13 protein-coding genes are annotated in these 20,098 nt (G+C 47.4%); 7 read left to right on the top strand and 6 right to left on the bottom strand.

Going from position 1 to position 20,098, the window contains the following annotated elements:
* Positions 1-3,360: CHAT domain-containing protein (locus QUB68_RS29445; protein WP_332998455.1), on the top strand; the 3,360-nt coding region annotated here is incomplete at its 5' end.
* A 302-nt stretch (positions 3,361-3,662) separates the two neighbouring features.
* On the opposite strand, the gene QUB68_RS29440 is transcribed toward QUB68_RS29445, so the two are convergent.
* From QUB68_RS29440 to atzF, 6 genes are all read right to left on the bottom strand, one after another.
* Positions 3,663-4,649 (bottom strand): glycosyltransferase family 2 protein, encoded by a 987-nt coding sequence (locus tag QUB68_RS29440; RefSeq protein WP_332998454.1) that lies wholly within the window; start codon positions 4,647-4,649, stop codon positions 3,663-3,665.
* 171 nt (positions 4,650-4,820) lie between these two features.
* Positions 4,821-6,035: a response regulator gene (locus tag QUB68_RS29435; protein WP_332998453.1), complete on the bottom strand. Its 1,215-nt coding sequence runs from the start codon at positions 6,033-6,035 to the stop codon at positions 4,821-4,823.
* Positions 6,036-6,251: 216 nt separating this feature from the next.
* Positions 6,252-6,482, bottom strand: a complete 231-nt coding sequence (yidD, locus tag QUB68_RS29430; RefSeq protein ID WP_332998452.1) for a membrane protein insertion efficiency factor YidD — start codon at positions 6,480-6,482, stop codon at positions 6,252-6,254.
* Between the two features lie 80 nt (positions 6,483-6,562).
* The gene (gene truB / locus QUB68_RS29425) at positions 6,563-7,501 is read right to left on the bottom strand and encodes a tRNA pseudouridine(55) synthase TruB (protein WP_332998451.1); all 939 of its coding nucleotides are present in this window, start codon (positions 7,499-7,501) and stop codon (positions 6,563-6,565) included.
* A gap of 179 nt (positions 7,502-7,680) precedes the next feature.
* Complete coding sequence (locus QUB68_RS29420) at positions 7,681-8,436, bottom strand: calcium-binding protein (protein WP_332998450.1); 756 nt, start codon at positions 8,434-8,436, stop codon at positions 7,681-7,683.
* 40 nt (positions 8,437-8,476) lie between these two features.
* Positions 8,477-10,294: an allophanate hydrolase gene (atzF, locus tag QUB68_RS29415; protein WP_332998449.1), complete on the bottom strand. Its 1,818-nt coding sequence runs from the start codon at positions 10,292-10,294 to the stop codon at positions 8,477-8,479.
* Between the two features lie 988 nt (positions 10,295-11,282).
* Between atzF and QUB68_RS29410 the strand changes: the two genes are divergently transcribed.
* From QUB68_RS29410 to uca, 6 genes are all read left to right on the top strand, one after another.
* Entirely contained in the window at positions 11,283-12,350 is a 1,068-nt protein-coding gene (locus QUB68_RS29410; RefSeq protein WP_332998448.1) for an ABC transporter substrate-binding protein, read from the top strand.
* 107 nt (positions 12,351-12,457) lie between these two features.
* Entirely contained in the window at positions 12,458-13,309 is an 852-nt protein-coding gene (locus QUB68_RS29405) for an ABC transporter permease (RefSeq protein ID WP_332998447.1), read from the top strand.
* A gap of 170 nt (positions 13,310-13,479) precedes the next feature.
* A complete protein-coding gene (locus QUB68_RS29400; protein ID WP_332998446.1) occupies positions 13,480-14,256 on the top strand; it encodes an ABC transporter ATP-binding protein in 777 nt (258 codons plus the stop codon).
* Positions 14,257-14,473: 217 nt separating this feature from the next.
* Entirely contained in the window at positions 14,474-15,202 is a 729-nt protein-coding gene (locus QUB68_RS29395) for an urea amidolyase associated protein UAAP1 (protein ID WP_332998445.1), read from the top strand.
* 264 nt (positions 15,203-15,466) lie between these two features.
* Entirely contained in the window at positions 15,467-16,108 is a 642-nt protein-coding gene (locus QUB68_RS29390) for an urea amidolyase associated protein UAAP2 (RefSeq protein WP_332998444.1), read from the top strand.
* 273 nt (positions 16,109-16,381) lie between these two features.
* Positions 16,382-19,996, top strand: a complete 3,615-nt coding sequence (gene uca / locus QUB68_RS29385) for an urea carboxylase (RefSeq protein ID WP_332998443.1) — start codon at positions 16,382-16,384, stop codon at positions 19,994-19,996.
* The last annotated feature ends 102 nt before the right edge of the window (positions 19,997-20,098 follow it).

Genomic DNA, 20,098 nt, shown 5'->3' with positions numbered 1-20,098 from the left:
GGAGATGCAGTCACAATTGCCAACAATCCAATTCTTGCAGGAAGCGCTATTAGTTTTAACAATACAGTTAACGGTAACAGTAATCTGACTGTAAACTCTGGCAGTAATATCGCATTCAATGGTGCTGTAGGCAACACAACAGCATTAGGAAATATCACGGCTAATAGTAGCGGTACAACTAGCTTTGCTACCACTGTGAATGCCCAAAGTTTAACCACCGACGCAGGCGGCACGACTCAACTGAATGGCAATATTACTACAACGGGTATTCAAACTTACGGAGATGCAGTCACAATTGCCAACAATCCAATTCTTGCAGGAAGCGCTATTAGTTTTAACAATACAGTTAACGGTAACAGTAATCTGACTGTAAACTCTGGCAGTAATATCGCATTCAATGGTGCTGTAGGCAACACAACAGCATTAGGAAATCTCACGGCTAATAGTAGCGGTATAACTAGCTTTGCTACCACTGTGAATGCCCAGAGTTTAACCACCGATGCAGGCGGTACGACTCAAGTGAATGGCAATGTCACGACAACGGGTATTCAAAATTATGGAGATCCAGTCACAATTGCTAATAATCCCATTTTGACAGGGAACGGTATTACTTTTAACAATACAGTTAACGGTAATAGCGGTTTAACTGTGAACTCTGGCACTGGTAATATTACATTAAATGGTGCTGTAGGTAATGTTACGGGATTAGGAAGTCTTCGGATTAAAAGTGCTGGCGACGTGATGTCTAACTCGACAATTAATGCCCAAAACTTGGAAGTAAATAGTGGGGGAAATATCATTTTTTTGGGAGATGTCACTGCTGCTAATTCTGGAAATGGAGGATCGATCGCACTTTTGAGTCCAATGGGCGCAGTTAATGTCAGAAATTTGAATACATCGGGAAATATTGGTGGCAATATTACTGTTGTAGCTAAAAATTCAATTACGGCGGGACAAATCAACTCTAGTGGTACTGTCGGAAATGCTGGTAATGTTTTCTTAGATCCGATCGGCGATATTCAAGTCGGTTTCATTAATGCCCAGGGTGGTACTAGCGGTAGCGGTGGCAATGTTTTTATTGAATCCACAGGAGGATTTTTTCGCGCTACAGATTCTTTCCTAACCCCACTTTCGCCAACGGGAGATGCTAGCATTTCCACCGCTGGGGGCGCTGGTAGTGGCACAATTACAATTAAACACGCTGGAGGCGATGATGCCCCACCCATTCAATCGTTTGTGGTGGGGAATCCTACTAATAACGGCACGGCTGCTGCAATTACAACTGGGAAATCTACTATTCGACCACAGCCGTTTCAGGGTTCCAATAACAATGTGGCAGGTATTGATATCTTTACTGATGACCCAACTCCGACTGTGGTTCCAACTCCGGCTGTGGTTCCAACTCCGGCTGTAAATTCAACTCCGACTGTGGTTCCAACTCTGACTGTAAATTCAACTCCGACTGTGGTTCCAACTCCGACTGTGGTTCCAACTCCGGCTGTAAATTCAACTCCGACTGTAAATTCAACTCCGGCTGTAAATTCAACTCCGACTGTAAATTCAACTCCGGCTGTGGTTCTAACTCCGACTGTAAATTCAACTCCGACTGTAAATTCAACTCCGGCTGTAAATTCAACTCCGGCTGTGATTCCAATTCCGACTGTGATTCCAACTCCGACTGTGGTTCCAACTCCGGCTGTAAATTCAACTCCGGCTGTAGTTCCAACTCCGGCTGTAAATTCAACTCCGGCTGTGATTCCAACTCCGACTGTGATTCCAACTCCGACTGTAAATTCAACTCCGGCTGTAAATTCAACTCCGGCTGTAAATTCAACTCCGGCTGTAAATTCAATTTCGATCGCAACCCAGCCACTTGATACTACAGAAATACAAGTGCCGATCGCGCAATTAGTAACACCCGCACCCCAACCCTCAAATTTGGATGCAGAACAGTCTCAACGCCGCCAAACTCCAGCGCTAGACAATTCCGATATCGCGGCCTATCAAGTTTTAAATATCGATCGAAGTATTATCAGCCAGTTGCCCATTATTCGCGTCGCACCAACGCAAAAAGCCAACCCTGGTGCTGATGCAGTTGATGGAGTTATGGGATATGTTCCGTCTCCCGATGGAATTTTCGAGCAAAATGATGTAAATAAAACTATTTTGGCACTAGAAAAAATTAGGAATCAAGAATTTTTAGAACATCTGGGCATAAAAGCCAACGAGCTAGAGCAAAACCTTACAACTAATGACTTCCAAAAAATTTTACAAAATATCGAACGACAAACAAACAAGCGGTCTGCTATTGTCTATATAGTCTCACAAGAAAAACAATTAGAAATAATTGTGCTTCCTCCCGTAGGGCCAGCGATTCAGTACAGCGTGCCCGAAGCTAACAGAGCAGCTTTACTCCCCGTTGTCAGAGACCTACGCAATGAAATCACCAATCCTCAAAAACGCAACAGTACCAGTTATCTAGCATCCGCTCAGCAATTATATAAATTGTCTTTTGGACGCATAGATAAAGACTTAAAAAAACTAGGTATCGATACCCTGCTGCTATCGGTCGATCCAGGGTTGCGAAGCCTGCCATTTGCAGCTTTACACGACGGCAAAGGCTTTTTAATTGAAAAATACAAGTTTAGTCTAATTCCCAGTTTCGTTTTGACAAATACTAATTATCAATCGGTTCGTAATGCCACAGTGCTACCTATGGGACGGTCGGAGTTTATCGATCAAAATGCCTTGCCCAGCGTACCTCTAGAATTACAGAGTATTTCTGCTAGATGGAATAGCCAATTTTTCCTCAATTCGAGTTTCACTTTAGATAATCTCAATTCGCAACACGCAGAGCGAGGGTTTCGGATCGTTCACCTAGCAACCCATGCTGAATTTCTTCCAGGAAAAGCCAGTAATTCTTACATTCAACTATGGAATTCCAAATTGTCGCTCGACCAGATGCAGAGTTTAAATTGGCGGAATCCCCAGGTAGAATTGTTAGTATTAAGTGCTTGTAGAACGGTTTTGGGCGATCGGGAATCCGAGTTAGGTTTTGGAGGTTTAGCGATAAAATCTGGCGCTAAATCTGCCCTAGGGAGTTTGTGGTATGTTGACGATCGAGCCACTTTAGGCCTGATGAGTGAATTTTACCAGCAGCTTCAAGGATCGACTATTAAATCAGAAGCTTTGCAGCGCACTCAACAAGCAATGATTTCGGGTAAAGTCCGGCTGGAAAAGGGGCTGTTAGTGACAACAAACAACAAGTTAAATTTATCTGGTAATTCAGAACAACCAAACCAAAATTTTTCTCATCCTTACTATTGGAGTGGTTTCACAATGATTGGTAATCCTTGGTAAACTGCCATCTTGATTTTTCGCTCCGCCTTCTGCTATCAACATAATATAACTCAATACGGTTCACTTAACATATTTATGCCCCGGAGATCCCTTGCAGCATCCCCCGAAAGCAAGGGGGACTTTGAGGGCATTCTTGTCTCCCCCTTTTTAAGGGGTGTGCCAGGGAGATATGTCTTAAGTGAACCGTATTGTAATAGAACTAAAGCCAAAAAAACCGATTTATTCCAAAGATTGTCGATTTTTTAGACAAATATTCATACAGAAACCGGGTTTTTGGTTCCCTGTGCGTAAGTTCTGCATAATTAAGCTGCTGTACTAATAATTACCCACTGCATTAACTCTTGCCATTCAGGAGACTGAGCTAATAAATCTGCATCGAATTCATTTCCTGCATCCTGCGAAAATTCAGCAAAACATTCCGCCCAATTAATTACTGTTTCCACAGGCAGATAAGGCGTATAATTCCAAGAACGCTGCAAAAATTGTACCATCTCGACGGGATGACCTGTGCGGTGCAAATACCAAGCAATCCAAACTAAGGTACTGTACTTGATTTGCTTTTCTAACAAACGTATTTTATCCGGCAATTCGGGGCTGGCAAAAAAATTGTCCATGACTGCGGCGAGGGATTTAGCCTGCGGCAAACCTTTGTACATCGCACTTTGTTCGTGCTGGCGGTAGCAAACTGTTACTTGCCGCAGCCACTCTGTTTCGCATCCCATTAAGGCTAAACGCAGCACTAAATCTGTATCTTCGGCTGGTGGAAATCGAGGGTCAAATCCGCCTGCTCGCTCTAACCATTGGCGGCGAAATATCATGGCGCTGGGTAATACTGGTTTCCACCGCAGCCACATTTCTAAGTCTAATTTAGGGACATTTTGCCAGAGTTTGACATCTTTTAGCGGTTCGCCTATACTGTTAACTAGACGCCAGCCGCTATGGACTATTCCTAGATTTGGTTGGGCTGCAAAGACAGCGATTTGTGCTGCTATTTTGTCTGGTAAGAAGTAGTCATCTGCATCGAGAAAGGCGATGAATTCTCCTCGCGCTAGCTCAATGCCGCGATTTCTGGCAATGGAAACTCCTTGATTTTGTTGGTAAATGTAACGAATTCGATCGCCATATTGCTCTAAAACTAATCTGGTGTCGTCTCGGGAACCGTCGTCTACGACAATAATTTCCCAGTCTGTATAGGTTTGGTGCAGGACGCTATCTACGGCTTGGCCGATGTAAGCAGCGCAGTTGTAAGCCGGAATCACCACGCTTACCTGCGGAGTTCGATCGCTCATAATTAATAATATCAAGTCCGATGGATTATACCATTTTAGATTTTAGATTTTAGATTTTAGATTCAAGAATTGCAGAATTGGGAGTGACTGATGACTATCGGTAGCATAAATGTAGGGTGCGTCAGCCTCTGACGCACCCGATAAGCGGTGCTTTTTGAGCATAATTTTGGTTTAAGAATTTGCCAAGGTAAGTTGCTGCGAATTCGGTAAATCGTGGCGGCGAATTGCTAAAGGATTGCGATCGCCTTTTACCTTCAAATACTTGTCAGCTACTTGCAAAACTTGTTCCGGCTGGGCCGGTTTTGCCAAGAAATCGGAAGCACCTGTCAATTTTGCTCGCGTGCGGTCAATTATACTGTCTTGAGCTGTCAAAAACACGATCGGAGTTTCCCGAAAAGTCGGTGTTTTCCGCAAAAAATTGCACAAAGCAAAGCCGCTTGTCTTCGGCATCACTAAGTCCATAAAAATTAAAGCAGGCTTTTGTTTGGCGATGATACCAACTCCCTGCATCGGGTCTTGAATTTTTAGGACTCGATACCCTGCGGGCGATAAAATTTGCTCTAAAAATTCGCATACTGTGGGACTGTCGTCGATACACGCAATCAAAGGGCGAACAGGCCCAGCGATGGCGGCGGCCCAGCGCCACTGTTCTATAGGCGACGGCAAATCTGGTACTGTTCGGAAATTTACTAAACCCTGCTTCATGTAATTAACTAAAGCGCGAGTTGCCACTGTGACGCACTGCTTTTTCTTAAAAGCAATATCCCAAAGAGTATTCTCGCCGTTAAATACGTTAGCCAAAGCTATCAAAGAATTAGAACTAAATCGATTTTCCTGGAACTGCGCCGACGCTTTTAACAGCGGTGCTTGTTCGGGATCTACCAGCCACAAACCCATGGCTTTCCACTTCTGCCAAATTTGTTCTGTAGAACACAGAATTTGCTCTACTTCCGTTAAAGACAGCAGCAAAGAAGAGATTATTTTAGAAAAATATTTTTCCGACGGACGCCACTCCCGGCGCAAACCCGATTGGCCGACCAGAGCAAAGAACACTTCGGAAACGCTACTGTGGACGATCGCCTTAGCTTGTTCCAAACTCATTTCGCTAGCAGCTATCCCTTGCTGAATCAGTTGATATTCCCACAGTTCCCCAGCATCGAGGTCTCTGAGATCCACTTGAAAGTTGCGGCAGTGTTGCCCGATCCCCCTATACCAGCGCCTCGCCCTGTGCGCTCCTCCTGTGGCATAAACCAAACAACCCCGAAAAAAGTAAAGTTGCCACTGTTGCTCCCCTTGCTCTAACAGCAGTTTCCCCGTTGCTTGTTTTTGGCTGAGCACTGCCAAAGTATGGGACAACATTTTGTACCCGATTGCGGTAGCAGACATATCAACTCGCATCCCCTGTACTCCCGTTTTTCCTATTATATAGCTGCTGAGTTGTGGAAGAAAACAGTAATATTACTGAAATTTTACAAATACCAACAATTAATGCTGTAAGTTTACCCCCTGTGGTACTGATACCCATCGGGAGTTTTAGCCATGAAGATACAGGGCTTATTTGCACCATTAACTAATAAATAAAATCTTGCTTCTGATTAATAGCTAATTCTCGTCGCTATCTTTGGGAGGTACTGGATCGTAACCTCCTGGATGAAAAGGATGACAGCGCAAAATCCGCTTGACTGCGAGCGCTGAGCCCCGCGCCGCCCCAAATCTTTCTACGGCTTCGATCGCGTATTGCGAACAAGTTGGTTGAAATCTACAGGCATTGGGCAAATAAGGAGAAATCCCCATTTTGTAGCCTCGAATTAATCCGATCAGTAATACTTTCACAGTTTTGACCTCAGCGCTTGATTAGATTAATCGCAAAATCTTGTCCTGTATACCTATTTTCATTTTTACCTCTGGGATAGCTAAAACACAATTTGAGGAGACAATATGGTATTTGTTTCGGAGTTTGCTACTTGACCGATACCTAAAAAATTACCATCTCGATCGTAAACTTGCAAGGGATAGGGAGGTTCGGGTATTGGGTTGTCGGGGGGATTGTTGCTACTTTCCTCCCCTGCTACGGGCGTTTCGGGAATCGGGAGGCGCTGTCCTTGAAACCAGCGTTTGGTATATTCAGGCGACAGGACGATCGCGCCTAAGTGTCCCAAAACCGCCGATGGCAAAATCGGGCTGAATCTATTCTCCTGCAATTGTAGTTCTAATTCTTCAAAACTGAGACTTTGGTCGATCGAGAAACCGCTGCTGGCGGTGCGAGTCAAACCAGCCAAAGTACCGCCTGTATTCAAGAGTGCGCCTAAGTCCCGGGCGATCGCCCGAATGTAAGTACCGGCCCCGCAGGCGATCGACAAATCCAATTCGGGAAAATCACCCGATCGCCAATCCAAGATTTCGAGCCGAAAAACCTCGACTTTTCTAGCAGCAACTTCCACAGTTTCGCCTTTTCTAGCTAACTCATAAAGTCGTTTTCCTCCCACCTGAACCGCACTAAAACTCGGCGGAAATTGCTCGATTTTCCCGATGAATTTTGGCAGTGCAGCTTGCACTTTTTCTAAACTCAACTCCGGCACCGGTTGAGAATGGATAATTTCTCCTTCTAAATCGTCCGTAGCGGTAGTTAAGCCAAACCGAATCGTACCTTGGTAAGCTTTGTTGTGTTGGAGGAATTGCAGCAGTCTGGTCGATCTGCCCAGGGCGATCGGCAAAACACCAGTCACAGTAGGATCGAGGGTTCCTCCGTGTCCGACTCGCTTGAGTTGCAATATTCGGCGCACTCGCCCCACGCAGTCGTGAGATGTCATGCCCGCAGGTTTGTTAAGATTGAGAAAACCATCGATAGTCATTAGTTAGTTATTAGTTGTTAGTTGTTAGTTGTTAGTTGTTAGTTGTTAGTTGTTAGTTGTTAGTTGTTAGTTGTTAGTTGTTAGTTGTTATTAGCTTTCCTGTCAACAGTCAACAGTCAACAGTCAACAGTCAACCGTCAACAGTCAACCGTCAACAGTCAACAGTCAACAATTCCGAATCAAAAAATAAAGTCCGCCCGACTGATAGAAGTGGGTGCAACTCCGAATAAAGTAGCCAGAGTTTCCTTGGTGCTTGTAAGTTGAATAATTGTACTCGGCGAAGTTCCGCCAGATCCAGCGAAAATGGTGAGTTGGGCAAAGGGGAGGTCTGCTGTCAAGCGAATTTTATCAGTACCAACAGTAAAATCGGTAATCACATCCGCATCTGTCAAACGCCCGATCGCAAAAGTATCATTCCCAGCGCCGCCAGTTAAAGTATCTCGGCCCTTATCGCCCGACAAACAATCATCGCCGATACCGCCAAACAGCGAGTCATCGCTGGCACCGCCAAACAGCGTATCATTGCCCGCGCCTCCCAACAAAGTATCGCTTTCTTGGTTGCCAAACAGCAAATCGTTGCCGTCGTCGCCGCTTACCGAGTCAGCATCTTTGCCGCCGTAGACAGTATCGTCGCCCGCGTTGCCAAAAACGCTGTCGCGGCCAGCATTACCGAACAGCAAATCATTGCCGTCGCCGCCTAGTATTGAGTCGTCGCCGTCCCCACCGTAGAGGCTATCGTTTCCCCCCAAGCCGAAAATGCTGTCAGCGCCTCCCAAACCGAAGATTAAGTCAGGGCCCGCATTACCGCTGAGGGAGTCGGGGCCGCTGGTGCCGTTCCTGCCACCGCTAGCTGAGCCTCCGGGACTGGTACCGCCGCTGCCGGGGGTTGGAGTTGGGGTGGTGATGGTGATCCTAGCTGGTACTGCTGCTGGCATGGTTTTGAACAGTGGTAGAAATTTGCCATTCTAACTTAGCTTAAAATCGGGAGTTATAAGCTCGCCAACCGCCCAGATCGGAAATGTCGATCGCACCTGCGACAGCATAAGATTCGCACAAAAAGCCCTGCACCGTCGAGCCGTCCTCCAACACCAGCGTACCAATTCCCAGCGGCGGCGGAATTAGAGCGACAAATCGGCCGAAAGCTGCGATCGACAACTCCCAAACTTCCACCTCGATCGCGCTACCGCCCTCTGACTGACGCACCAATCCCGGCTTGGGAATCGCTGTCCCCGTCAAAGCATAAAGCTTGTAAATCGGGCTGGTACGGCAGGCTCGCACCAAAACTCCTCCGAGCTCGATTAGTTGATAATTCAGTGGCTCACCGCTCAAATGAGCACCAACCACGGCAAGTTTGACTCGTTCTTCTGACGAAGATTTTGGTGCAATCGCGAATTCCGGGACGGTTGGCAGCGTCTGGCCGGTTGCGCCCAAAGTTCCGCCCAAGCTAGCGTGGAAAGCAGATCCCAGGCGGCAGAGCGATAAATCGTGCCACGCCGGAGCCATCAGTGTCAATCCTGCGGGCAATCCGTTGCTTTGAAACCCGCTGGGAACTGCGATCGCGCACAAATCGAGCAAATTGGCAAAGTTCGTGTAGCGTCCGAGAGTGGTGTTGAGGGCGATCGGCGCGGCTGCAACTTCTCCGACAGTATAAATCGTACCAGTGGTGGGAACAGCCAAAACATCCATTGACTGCCACTGAATTTCTGCCCGCCGGCTTAGTTCCGCCAACTGGTACGAGGCGCGGTAAGCAGAGACAGTATCGTAGCGTTTGCCGCTACTGATTATTTGATAGACGATCGGATCGATCGCCTCTGGGTGCGCCTCCAGGAAATCGCCGATCGCCGCCAACCTTTCGGCTACGATCGGCCCGCCGTAGAGCATTTCGGCAGCATCCGCAAAGGGTTTGAAGTCAATAGGTGCGATCGTGCAGCCCAAGGATTGCAACCGCGCGATCGCCTCTCGGTAGAGCTGTTCGGCTTCTGCATTCCCGAAAAATTCGAGCTCGCCGTCTGGGGGAACTCCCACCCGCAAGCTGGCTAAATCCGGCAAAACTTTGTTGGTTTCGGGGCGGCGAGCAAACGCATCCTCAGCGTCAAAACCGCTGGCGACTTGCAGCACCGAGGCCGCATCCGCACAGGTGAGAGCGAACACCGAAACGCAATCGAGCGATCGCACCGCTGGAAGCAGGCCGCGAGTGCTTATCGAGCCGCAAGTTGGCTTCAGCCCGACAATGTTGGTAAAAGCAGCGGGAACCCGCCCTGAGCCTGCGGTATCGCTACCCAGAGCAAAACTAACCAGTCCGGCCGAGACTGCTGCGGCGGAACCGGAACTCGATCCGCCTGGGATGTAGCGCCGATCGAACGGATTGCGACAAACTCCATAAGGCGTGCGGGTTCCCACTAATCCCGTCGCAAATTGATCCATGTTTGTTTTGCCGATCGCGATCGCACCTGCCGCGCACAGGCGCTCTACGACTGCGGACGATCGCGCTGGAGTGCGAGCAAACTGCGGGCATCCCGCTGTCGTGGGAACGCCCGCCCAATCGAGGTTATCTTTGATCGCAAACGGTATCCCGTAGAGCGGCAACTGTTGCGGGTCTCGGTTTTGCAAGGCTTTGGCGCGTTCGAGGGTTTCTGCGATCGGTGCTAAATAAATCCACACGGCTGGATCTGCATAGCGATCGATCCGATCGTATACTTGAGCGATCGCATCTGCGGGCGCGATCGAGCCTGTGCGGTAGCGATCGAGCAGCGAATGAATGTCTAGACTGTGACTGTCGTTAACTTTTGCCATAATGCAGCGTCACTCGATTTTAGATTTTAGATTTTAGATTTTAGATTGAAGAGTTGACTTCACAGGCTGTGTTTGGCGATCGTTATTACTCACCGAAGAGTACCATTCTCTCTTAACAGGCAAGATGTTTGTTCCACAAAGAGTGTATTTCTTTCTTCTTGTGGGGTGGGCATCCTGCCCGCCCATAAAAGGCTTATTGAGAATTGTGGAACATCTCAGTTATTACTAATAGAATGTTAGTTTACCGCATTGGGGATCGCCTTCGCATCTAGTCTAGGGCGATCGCAGTATTTCTCAATAAATATTCAATTATTGTCTTGCGGGTTTTGTCAGTGTGTGGGCGTAAACTTTGCGATGCACAATCGCCCGGTTGAATCTTCCCAAAATTTTAATTTAAAAAAATCCGATTCAAGCAGTTTTTTGTAACATGATACACATTTTATCATCAAGCTGGCTGTTAGTGTTTCAAAAGTAGCAATCTATTAAGATCGCACACTATAGCGGTTCTCAAAAAAGTGAGGTATGCCCATAGCCCTATGCCCTATGCCCTATGCCGGATAGTACCTCATATGAGAACTCGAAAGGCTATACAGTATGCTTACCTTTCAAACAGTTAAGTGCATTGCAGTAACAAACAGTCTCGCATAACTCCTTGGGTTGCAAATAGGACTTATATAGACAAAAACAGCAAAAATTTAATAGCTTCTAGGGTTCCGATTTGAACGAGTTTCATTCCTGAGATTAGACAGTTCGAGTGCTGTCCGAGAGCAGCAGACTGGTTGTCCCAAGATTTAAATTTTAGGGAAACACCAGCCAGTTACAGGGCCCGATAAAAGCCGGGGAGAAACGCGATCTGCAAGCTCGGCTCGGTTCGTTAACTCTCGGGCTTTATCCTGATATCAAGGGGTTTTGCGGGAGGGAACCAAGCCAAGGAAGGTGCAAAAGCTCGATCGACATATTCACCTCTAACCAGCAACCAGAATATGCTATGAATATCCGATATGGCTCCCCAAAAATAACGCGATCGCCCTTATCCTACTGTGCCATATTTTTCATCACCTTGTTTTTGGCGATCGGGTGCGTCAACCCGGCAATTTATATCAAAACCACAACTGAAACGGAAGCAGCTTCTTCCGTAAATGCTGACGCAGTTCGCCTCGGATTCAGCGCGTGGCCAGGCTGGTTTCCTTGGCAAATTGCCAAAGAACAAAAGATATTTGAAGCCAATAACGTTGCGGTAGACTTAAAATGGTTTGACGGCTACTTAGAATCGATCAGCACCCTCACAGCAGGACAGATAAATGCTAACAGTCAAACCCTCGGCGATACAGTAAACTCCATATCGGGCGGCGCCGACCAAGTAATTGTTTTAGTCAACGACAACTCGACGGGAAACGACAAAGTTATTGTCGCCGAAGGCATCAATTCCGTTGCCGATTTGAAAGGTAAAAAAGTTGCAGCAGAGGAAGGTACAGTCGATCATTTTCTCTTGCTGTTAGGGCTGAGAAAAGCAGGTTTATCAGTGCGCGACATTCAATTTGTACCGCTGGAAACAGGCAAAGCTGCGGCGGCTTTCGTCGGAGGAAAAGTCGATGCGGTGGCAGTATTTGCGCCGTTTACCACCCAAGCCTTAAAGCGCAAAAACAGCAAGGAACTGTTTAGTTCAAAAGATTTTCCTGGGGCGATTTCCGACCATTTGGTATTCACCCAAAAGTTTGTCAGCGAACACCCCGATCGCGTCCAAGCCCTGGTCAATTCATGGTTTGCCACATTGGAATACATAAAATCAAATAAAGACAAATCTTACCAAATTCTAGCAAACCGCGCCGGAGTCAGCGTAGAGGAATACAAAGAATATGAAAACGGCACTAAGATATTTACAGTTGAGGAAAACTTGAAAGCTTTTCAACCCGGAAATGACATGACATCGTTGCAGTTTGCGGCGGCGGAAATGACTAAATTTCTCGTAGATGTAAATTTAGCAAAAACCCAACCAGATATTAGCAAATTATTTGACGATCGCTTTATCAAAGCTTATGCCGAAGGTAAAAGCTAAAATGTCGAAGTTTCGGAAATTACAGACAAATGAAACTCTCAAAAAACCTATTTTAGGGATGACCAAAATCAATCAAATTACTCGATTAACCGTTCCGTAATTAAATCATGGCACAACATACCGCACCAGGATCGATCCAATCCCATCTCAAGCAAAAAAACCTAACTCCCACGGTTTTTTGGCGGATTGCCGAAGACATACCAAAACCCCTCAATATTGGGTTAACAGTCACATCGATCGCCCTACCGCTGCTAGTGTGGTGGCTAGTCACAACCTTCGCCAACATAGATCCCAAATTTTTGCCTTCCCCCGGCAAAGTTTTAGAGGCATTTGGCCGACTTTGGAACACTCGCGAACTTTTGAAAGACACGGTAGCGAGTTTGTGGCGGGTGGGAGTTGGTTTTCTATTAGCCTTGCTTTTTTCTATCCCAATTGGTGTGCTGATGGGCAGTTTTGCCAGCATTCGCGCCTTGCTAGAACCGATGTTCGGCTTGATGCGATATATGCCCGCGCCAGCATTCATTCCCCTGCTGATACTCTACTTGGGAATCGGCGAAGAACCGAAAATTACCCTAATTTTTATCGGTGTCTTTTTCTTCAATTCGCTGATGGTGATGGATACGGTCAAGTTTGTGCCCAAAGACTTGATCGAAGCTACTTATATGTTGGGAGGGAATCGCTGGGAAATCCTCACTCAAGTTATTTTCCCCCACGTTTTACCGGGAATTCTTGATGCTAGCCGCATCAATCTAGCTGCGGCTTGGCAATTGGTAATCGTCTCCGAATTGATTGCTGCAACTGAAGGCTTGGGGCGCCGCATCAGTGTCGCAGGTCGATTTCTCCGAACCGATGAAATTTTTGTGGGGCTGATTGTTATTGGGGCGATCGGGCTGACTTTTGACTTGCTTTTTCAATATCTGTTGCGGGTTTCTTGTAAATGGTCAATTCAGAAACAGTAAGCAGATGTTAGATAAATCTTGGTCTAAAAATTCTGCTATAAATCGGCGGTTGAAACCGCTTCTACACAAACGAAGTCCGCCTTCGCGGACTGAAGAGTTGCTAACTTGGATTTGGTGTTAGGAGACAAAAGGGTGTCATTTTTAAACTTACAAATACGGAGGATTTACTCATGTTTATGGAAATTAAGAATCTGCACAAAGATTTTGAAACTAAAAACGGTAAATTAGTTGTCCTCAAGGACATTAATATGAGCATCAAGCAAGGTGAATTTATCTGCGCGGTAGGCGCATCCGGTTCGGGCAAATCTACTTTGTTGAGGCAGATTGCGGGATTGGACAAGCCGACAACTGGGGAAGTGAAAATTGACGGCAAAGAAGTTGTTTCACCTGGGCCGGATCGAGGTATGGTATTTCAGCATTACACTCTTTATCCTTGGATGAACGTGCAGGAAAATGCCGAGTTTGGCCTCAAACTTCAGGGTTTGCCGAAGCAGCAGCGGCGCGAACAAGCGAGTTATTATTTGAGTGTGGTAGGATTGACGGAGTTTGCGAAGTCGCTACCCAAGGAATTGTCGGGCGGGATGAAACAGCGGGTGGCGATCGCCCGCGCCCTCGCTTCTGAACCGAAAGTGTTATTAATGGATGAACCTTTCGGCGCCTTGGATATCCACACTAAAGAATCGATGCACGAATTCATGCTCGATTTGTGGCGCCGCACTCAGATTACAATCTTTATGATTACCCATGATGTCGAAGAAGCGGTGTTTCTTTCCAATCGAATTTATGCTTTGGGTGCTCGTCCCGGTACAGTGAGAAAGGAAATGTCGATTAATTTGCCCGATCGCAATCTCAGCATTAAACGCCACGCCAAATTCCACGATTACCGCGACGAACTCATGGATTTGATGCGGAAACACGGACAAGAAGCAGTTGCAATGGCCGCTTAAATAGACATAGATTTGTATAGCCTTTTTCAGGTAAATGAGGTACTCCTGGGCATTGGGCATTGGGCATTGGGCATTGGGCATTGGGCATTGGACTCTCCCCCATACCTCACTTTCTTGAAAACCGCTATAAATATTACTTTGGGGTAAGGCGGGTTTGACAGCGACAAGATAATATTGTTGTGTTTCGCTGACTGCCTCAATACATCGGGAGGAACTCATGGTGCAACTATCGATCGACAAAAACTCACAAATCGATTCTAGCCTCGTATTAATCGAAGAAACCGTACCGGGCGGCGCGTACTGGTCGGGGGTCATCAAGCGGGGAAATACCCTGCGAATCACCGATTTAGAAGGCTCTCGCGGTGTTTCCATGCTCTGCTACAATGCCGACAATGCGATCGAACGCTTCAACGCAGCAGACACCGCCAAAATTCAATTCAACGCCTTTCTCACACAAGGCAAAGTCCTTTACACAGACATGGGACGCATCCTATTTTCCATCACCCAAGACACATCAGGCTGTCACGACTTGCTAGCAGGATGCAGCAACGCCATTAGCAATGCCAAAAAATACGGCGGAGGAGACTGGAAAAACTCCCGCGATAACTTCCTCAAAGCTCTAAGTCGGTGGGGTTTAGGCAAAAAAGACATCATGCCAAACCTCAACTTATTTACTCGAATAGCCGTCAAACCAGACGGCACGATGGAGTTTCGCGAAGGCTGCGAAAAACCCGGTAGTTTTATCGATTTGCGAGCCGAAATGAACGTATTAACAATTATCTCAAACTGCCCCCACATCCTGCACCCTGGTTACATTTACGATCCAAAACCCATCCAAATTCAGATTAGGAAATCCCCCGCACCCAAATCAGACGACTTGTGCCGCAACGCCAACCCGGAAGTTGTGCGCGGCTTCACCAACACCGATGCTTTGTTCCTGCAATAAACTCGATTCCACAACTCAGTCTTGTCCGCATCAATCCAATACGCTTGGGTTAAGACAGATCCCCCCTAGCCCCCCTTAAAAAGGGGGGGACAAGAATCTTATCAAAGTCCCCCTTGCTTTCGGGGGGGGACAAGAATCTTATCAAAGTCCCCCTTCTTAAGGGGGATTTAGGGGGATCTCCGAGCAATAAACAGTGTTAACAATTGCGTATTGCGCGTTAATCTGCGGCAAAAAATCCTGCACTTCCACCACCAAAAGCGAACCATGATTGCAACTACCCAACAAGCCCTCGATCCAAAAACAGCAATTTACAACGAAGTTTTACCCGCCCGACATCCTTGGTCTCGCGTCATCAAAAAAGGACAGATTCTCCGCATTGTAGATTTAGGCGGAAATCAAGCAGTAGACTTTTTAGTTTACAATGCCGATGACCCTTCCGAACGCTACAGCGCCCCCGATACCATCGTCAATCAAGGCAACATCTTTGTAACTACAAACAGCAAACTTCTTTCCAACGAAGGGCGCACCATGATGACCATAATTGCTGACTCCTGCGGGCGGCACGATACCTCCGGCGGCGCCTGTAGCTGCGAGAGCAATTCGGTGCGATTTGGACTCGACAAAAAGTACCAGCACGCCTGCGTTGAAAATTTCCTCGCCGCAATTCTTCCCTACGGTTTGGGCAAACGAGATTTGGTCAGTAATATCAACTTTTTTATGAATGTTCCAATTAGTGAAAATGGCACGCTGGAAATTGTTGACGGCATCTCCGATCCGGGAAGTACAGTTGATTTGCGAGCCAAAATGAATGCTTTGGTTGCGATTTCTAATTGCCCGCAAATGAACAATCCTTGCAACGCTTACAATCCCACGCCGATTCAGTTGATTGTTTGGGATGCTGTGTAATCTGAAAATATATAATTATTAGGACTTACGCACTCCGAACAAAGAAACCGGGTTTTTTAACCGAGATTGAAGGTTTTAAGCAATTATTTTGGTTGAAAAACCCGGTTTCTGAGCTCCTTCCCCAAGTCCAAGAAACCGGGTTTCTGCGATGATTTTTGTATCCTCACCGAAATTTAGGAAGAAACCCGGTTTCTGAGCTCCTGCAATTCCCAATTCCCAATTACCAATTCCCAATGCCCAATTCCCAATTCCCAATTCCCAATTCCCCCCATAATGTTTAACAAAGTTCTGATTGCCAATCGCGGCGAAATTGCCTGCCGAATTATCCGCACCCTCGATCGCCTCGGAATTGCTTCGGTAGCAGTATATTCTGAAGCCGACGCCCGCGCCAAGCACGTTTTCGCCGCCAGCGAAGCCTTTTGTATCGGCGCAGCAGCCGCAGCCGAGAGTTATTTGCGGTTCGATCGCATTCTAGAAGTGGCGCGCCAAACAAAAGCCCAAGCAATTCATCCGGGTTACGGCTTTTTGAGCGAAAATGCAGAATTTGCAGAAGCTTGTATCAGCGAAAATATTGCATTTATCGGCCCGACTCCGGCTCAGTTGCGCTGCTTTGGATTGAAGCACACCGCGCGGGAAATAGCCGCTGCAAATCAAGTGCCGCTAACTCCCGGAAGCCAACTTTTAGCAAGCTTGGAGGAGGCGGAAAGGGCTGCTGGGGCGATCGGCTATCCGGTGATGCTCAAAAGTACCGCAGGCGGCGGCGGCATCGGTTTGCAGGCTTGTTTTGGCGATCGAGATTTGGCAGAAGCATTTGAAAAAGTACAGCGTTTGAGTCAAAGCAACTTTAAACAAAGCGGCGTTTTTCTAGAGAAATACATTCAAACAGCCAGACACATTGAAGTCCAAATCTTTGGAGATGGTAAAGGAAATGTCATAGCATTGGGCGAGCGAGATTGTTCGGTGCAGCGGCGCAATCAAAAAGTAATTGAAGAAACCCCCGCCCCTGCGATTACCGACGCACAGCGAAATCAGTTGTACGGTGCAGCAGTGCGGCTGGGAAAAGCGGTAAATTACCAATCAGCAGGTACTGTGGAATTTGTGTTTGATGTTGATGCGAAACAGTTTTATTTTTTGGAAGTCAACACGCGCTTGCAAGTCGAACACGGCGTTACTGAAGCTGTCAACAACATCGACCTTGTTGAGTGGATGGTAAAACAGGCTTCTGGGGATTTGTTTCCCCTGCAAGAGTATAGCTATCAGCCGCAAGGACACTCAATTGAGGTGCGAATTTATGCCGAAGATCCTGCCAAGAATTTTCAGCCGAGTTCCGGGTTGCTGAATCAAGTTGCGTTTCCCGAAAACGTCCGCTGCGACAGTTGGATAGAAACCGGCACGGAGGTTACTCCTTTTTACGATCCGCTGCTAGCAAAAGTAATCGTTTGCGGGGAAAATCGATCGCAGGCGATCACCCAACTCAAAGCTGCTTTAGATGCCAGTGAAATAGCGGGAATTGAAACTAATTTAGATTACCTCCGCCAGATTTTGGACGATTCCCGATTCAACCGGGGCGAACTGAACACGCGCTTTTTAAACTCCTTTGAATACGCCCCTTTAACGATCGATGTATTGGAGGGTGGAACCTACAGCAGCATTCAAGATTATCCGGGGCGGATTGGCTATTGGGATGTTGGCGTACCGCCTTCTGGCCCGATGGATAATCTCGCATTTCGATCGGCAAATCGTTTAGTAGGAAATCCCGAACCGACAGCAGGATTGGAGTTCACAGCCACAGGCCCAACTCTGCGATTTAATGCCGATACAGTTATTAGTTTGACTGGTGCAACTATGAAGGGAACGCTCAACGGCGAATCGGTGCCGTTTTGGCGGGCAATTCCCGTAAAAGCGGGCAGCATTCTCAAGTTAAAAGCCATTGAAGGCGGCGGCTACCGCACTTATTTAGCGGTGAAACACGGCTTTAATGTACCTGAATATTTGGGCAGCAAATCAACGTTTGTACTGGGGAAATTTGGCGGACACGCTGGCCGCACGCTGCGTCCGGGAGATGTGTTGAAACTGCACCAAACTGCAACTCTGGAAGCGGAATTATCTTTGCCTCCCGAACTAATTCCAACTTACAGCAATAATTGGGAAATTGGCGTTTTGTACGGGCCTCACGGCGCGCCGGATTTCTTTACTGAGTCAGACATCGAAATGTTTTTCTCAACAGATTGGCGGGTGCATTACAACTCGACGCGGACGGGGATTCGGCTGATCGGCCCGAAGCCAACTTGGGCGCGTCAAGACGGCGGAGAAGCGGGTTTGCACCCGTCTAACATTCACGATAATGCTTATGCGATCGGCACGATCGACTTTACGGGCGATATGCCTGTAATTCTAGGTCTGGACGGCCCGAGTTTGGGGGGTTTTGTGTGTCCTGCTACTATTGTGCAGTCCCAATTGTGGAAAATCGGACAACTGAAACCGGGGGACAGCATTCGCTTTTACTGTTTGAGTTTTGCTGAAGCTTTGCAGGGGGAATTAGCACAAGACAGGCAAATTGCTACTTTTTGTCTCCCTGTTTCTGAGGCGAAGGCGGAGGGATTGTCCCAGCTTCCCGGTTCTCCTATTTTGCACAAAATTCCTGAATCTCCGGGACAGGTTGCTGTTACTTACCGTCAAGCTGGGGATAAATATATTTTAGTTGAATACGGCCCTTTAGTGCTGGATTTAAATTTGCGTTTCCGGGCCCACGCCTTGATGGCATGGCTGACAGCAAATCCGTTGCCGGGAGTTGTCGAATTAGTGCCGGGAATGCGATCGCTCCAAATTCACTTTGAGAGCCGCCAGATTTCGCAACAGCAGCTAATGCAGGCGTTGATTGCGGCGGAGGCGTCACTGCCGGCGATCGAGAATATGGAAGTGCCGGCGCGGATTGTACACTTGCCTTTATCTTGGGAAGATGAATCGACGCTGTTGGCGATCGAAAAATATATGCAGTCTGTGCGATCGGATGCACCTTGGTGTCCCAGCAATATTGAGTTTATTCGCCGCATCAACGGACTTGAGAGCATCGAACAAGTCAGAGAAATTGTATTTAATGCTAGCTATTTAGTGATGGGTTTGGGAGACGTTTATTTAGGCGCGCCCGTCGCAACTCCCCTCGATCCGCGCCACCGTTTAGTTACTACGAAATACAATCCCGCCCGCACTTGGACTCCCGAAAATGCAGTCGGCATTGGCGGCGCGTATTTGTGCGTTTACGGAATGGAAGGCCCGGGAGGTTATCAATTTGTCGGCCGCACGGTACAAATGTGGAATCGGTTCAAACAAACGGCGGATTTCCAGTCTGGTAAACCTTGGCTTTTGCGCTTTTTTGACCAAATCCGATTTTATCCGGTTTCTCATCAGGAATTGCAGCGCTGTCGGGAAGCATTTATCGAAGGGAAGTTTAAATTAAAGGTTGAGGAAATAACTTTTAGTTTGAGAGAATACAATGAGTTTTTGCATTCTATTGCTAGCAGTGCGGCTGAGTTTAAAGCGAATCAGCAGGCCGCATTTAATGCAGAGCGCGATCGCTGGGCCGCCGCCGGGGAATTTGATGCTGAAGCTGTCGCAGAAGCCCCGCTGGATATGGCTGAGGGAGTGCCGGAGGTGAATTTGCCTGCTGGTTGTGAGGCAGTTGTCGCTCACGTTTCGGCGAATGTTTGGCAGGTGCTGGTTAATGTGGGAGATGCGGTTGCAGAGGGCGATCGCCTGTTAATTTTGGAAGCGATGAAAATGGAAATTGCTATTACTGCTGATGTTGCGGGCACTGTTGCCCAGTTGTTTTGTGAAAAGGGGAAAACGGTGACAGCCGGACAAATTCTAGCGGCAGTTCAACCCGATTAAGCAGTCTTGGATGCAGACACTTTATCTGTGCGCCCTGCACCCATTGGTGTCAAATTAAGGCTAAAAACAGCAGATACCTGACGCGGGCGGTAGGACTTGGCA

Origin of the sequence: Microcoleus sp. A006_D1 (assembly GCF_036702805.1) — a bacterium.
In the GTDB taxonomy this organism is placed as follows: domain Bacteria; phylum Cyanobacteriota; class Cyanobacteriia; order Cyanobacteriales; family Microcoleaceae; genus Microcoleus.
The sequence above is the reverse complement of the archived record's forward strand: the minus strand, read 5'-3'. Positions and strand labels throughout refer to the sequence as shown.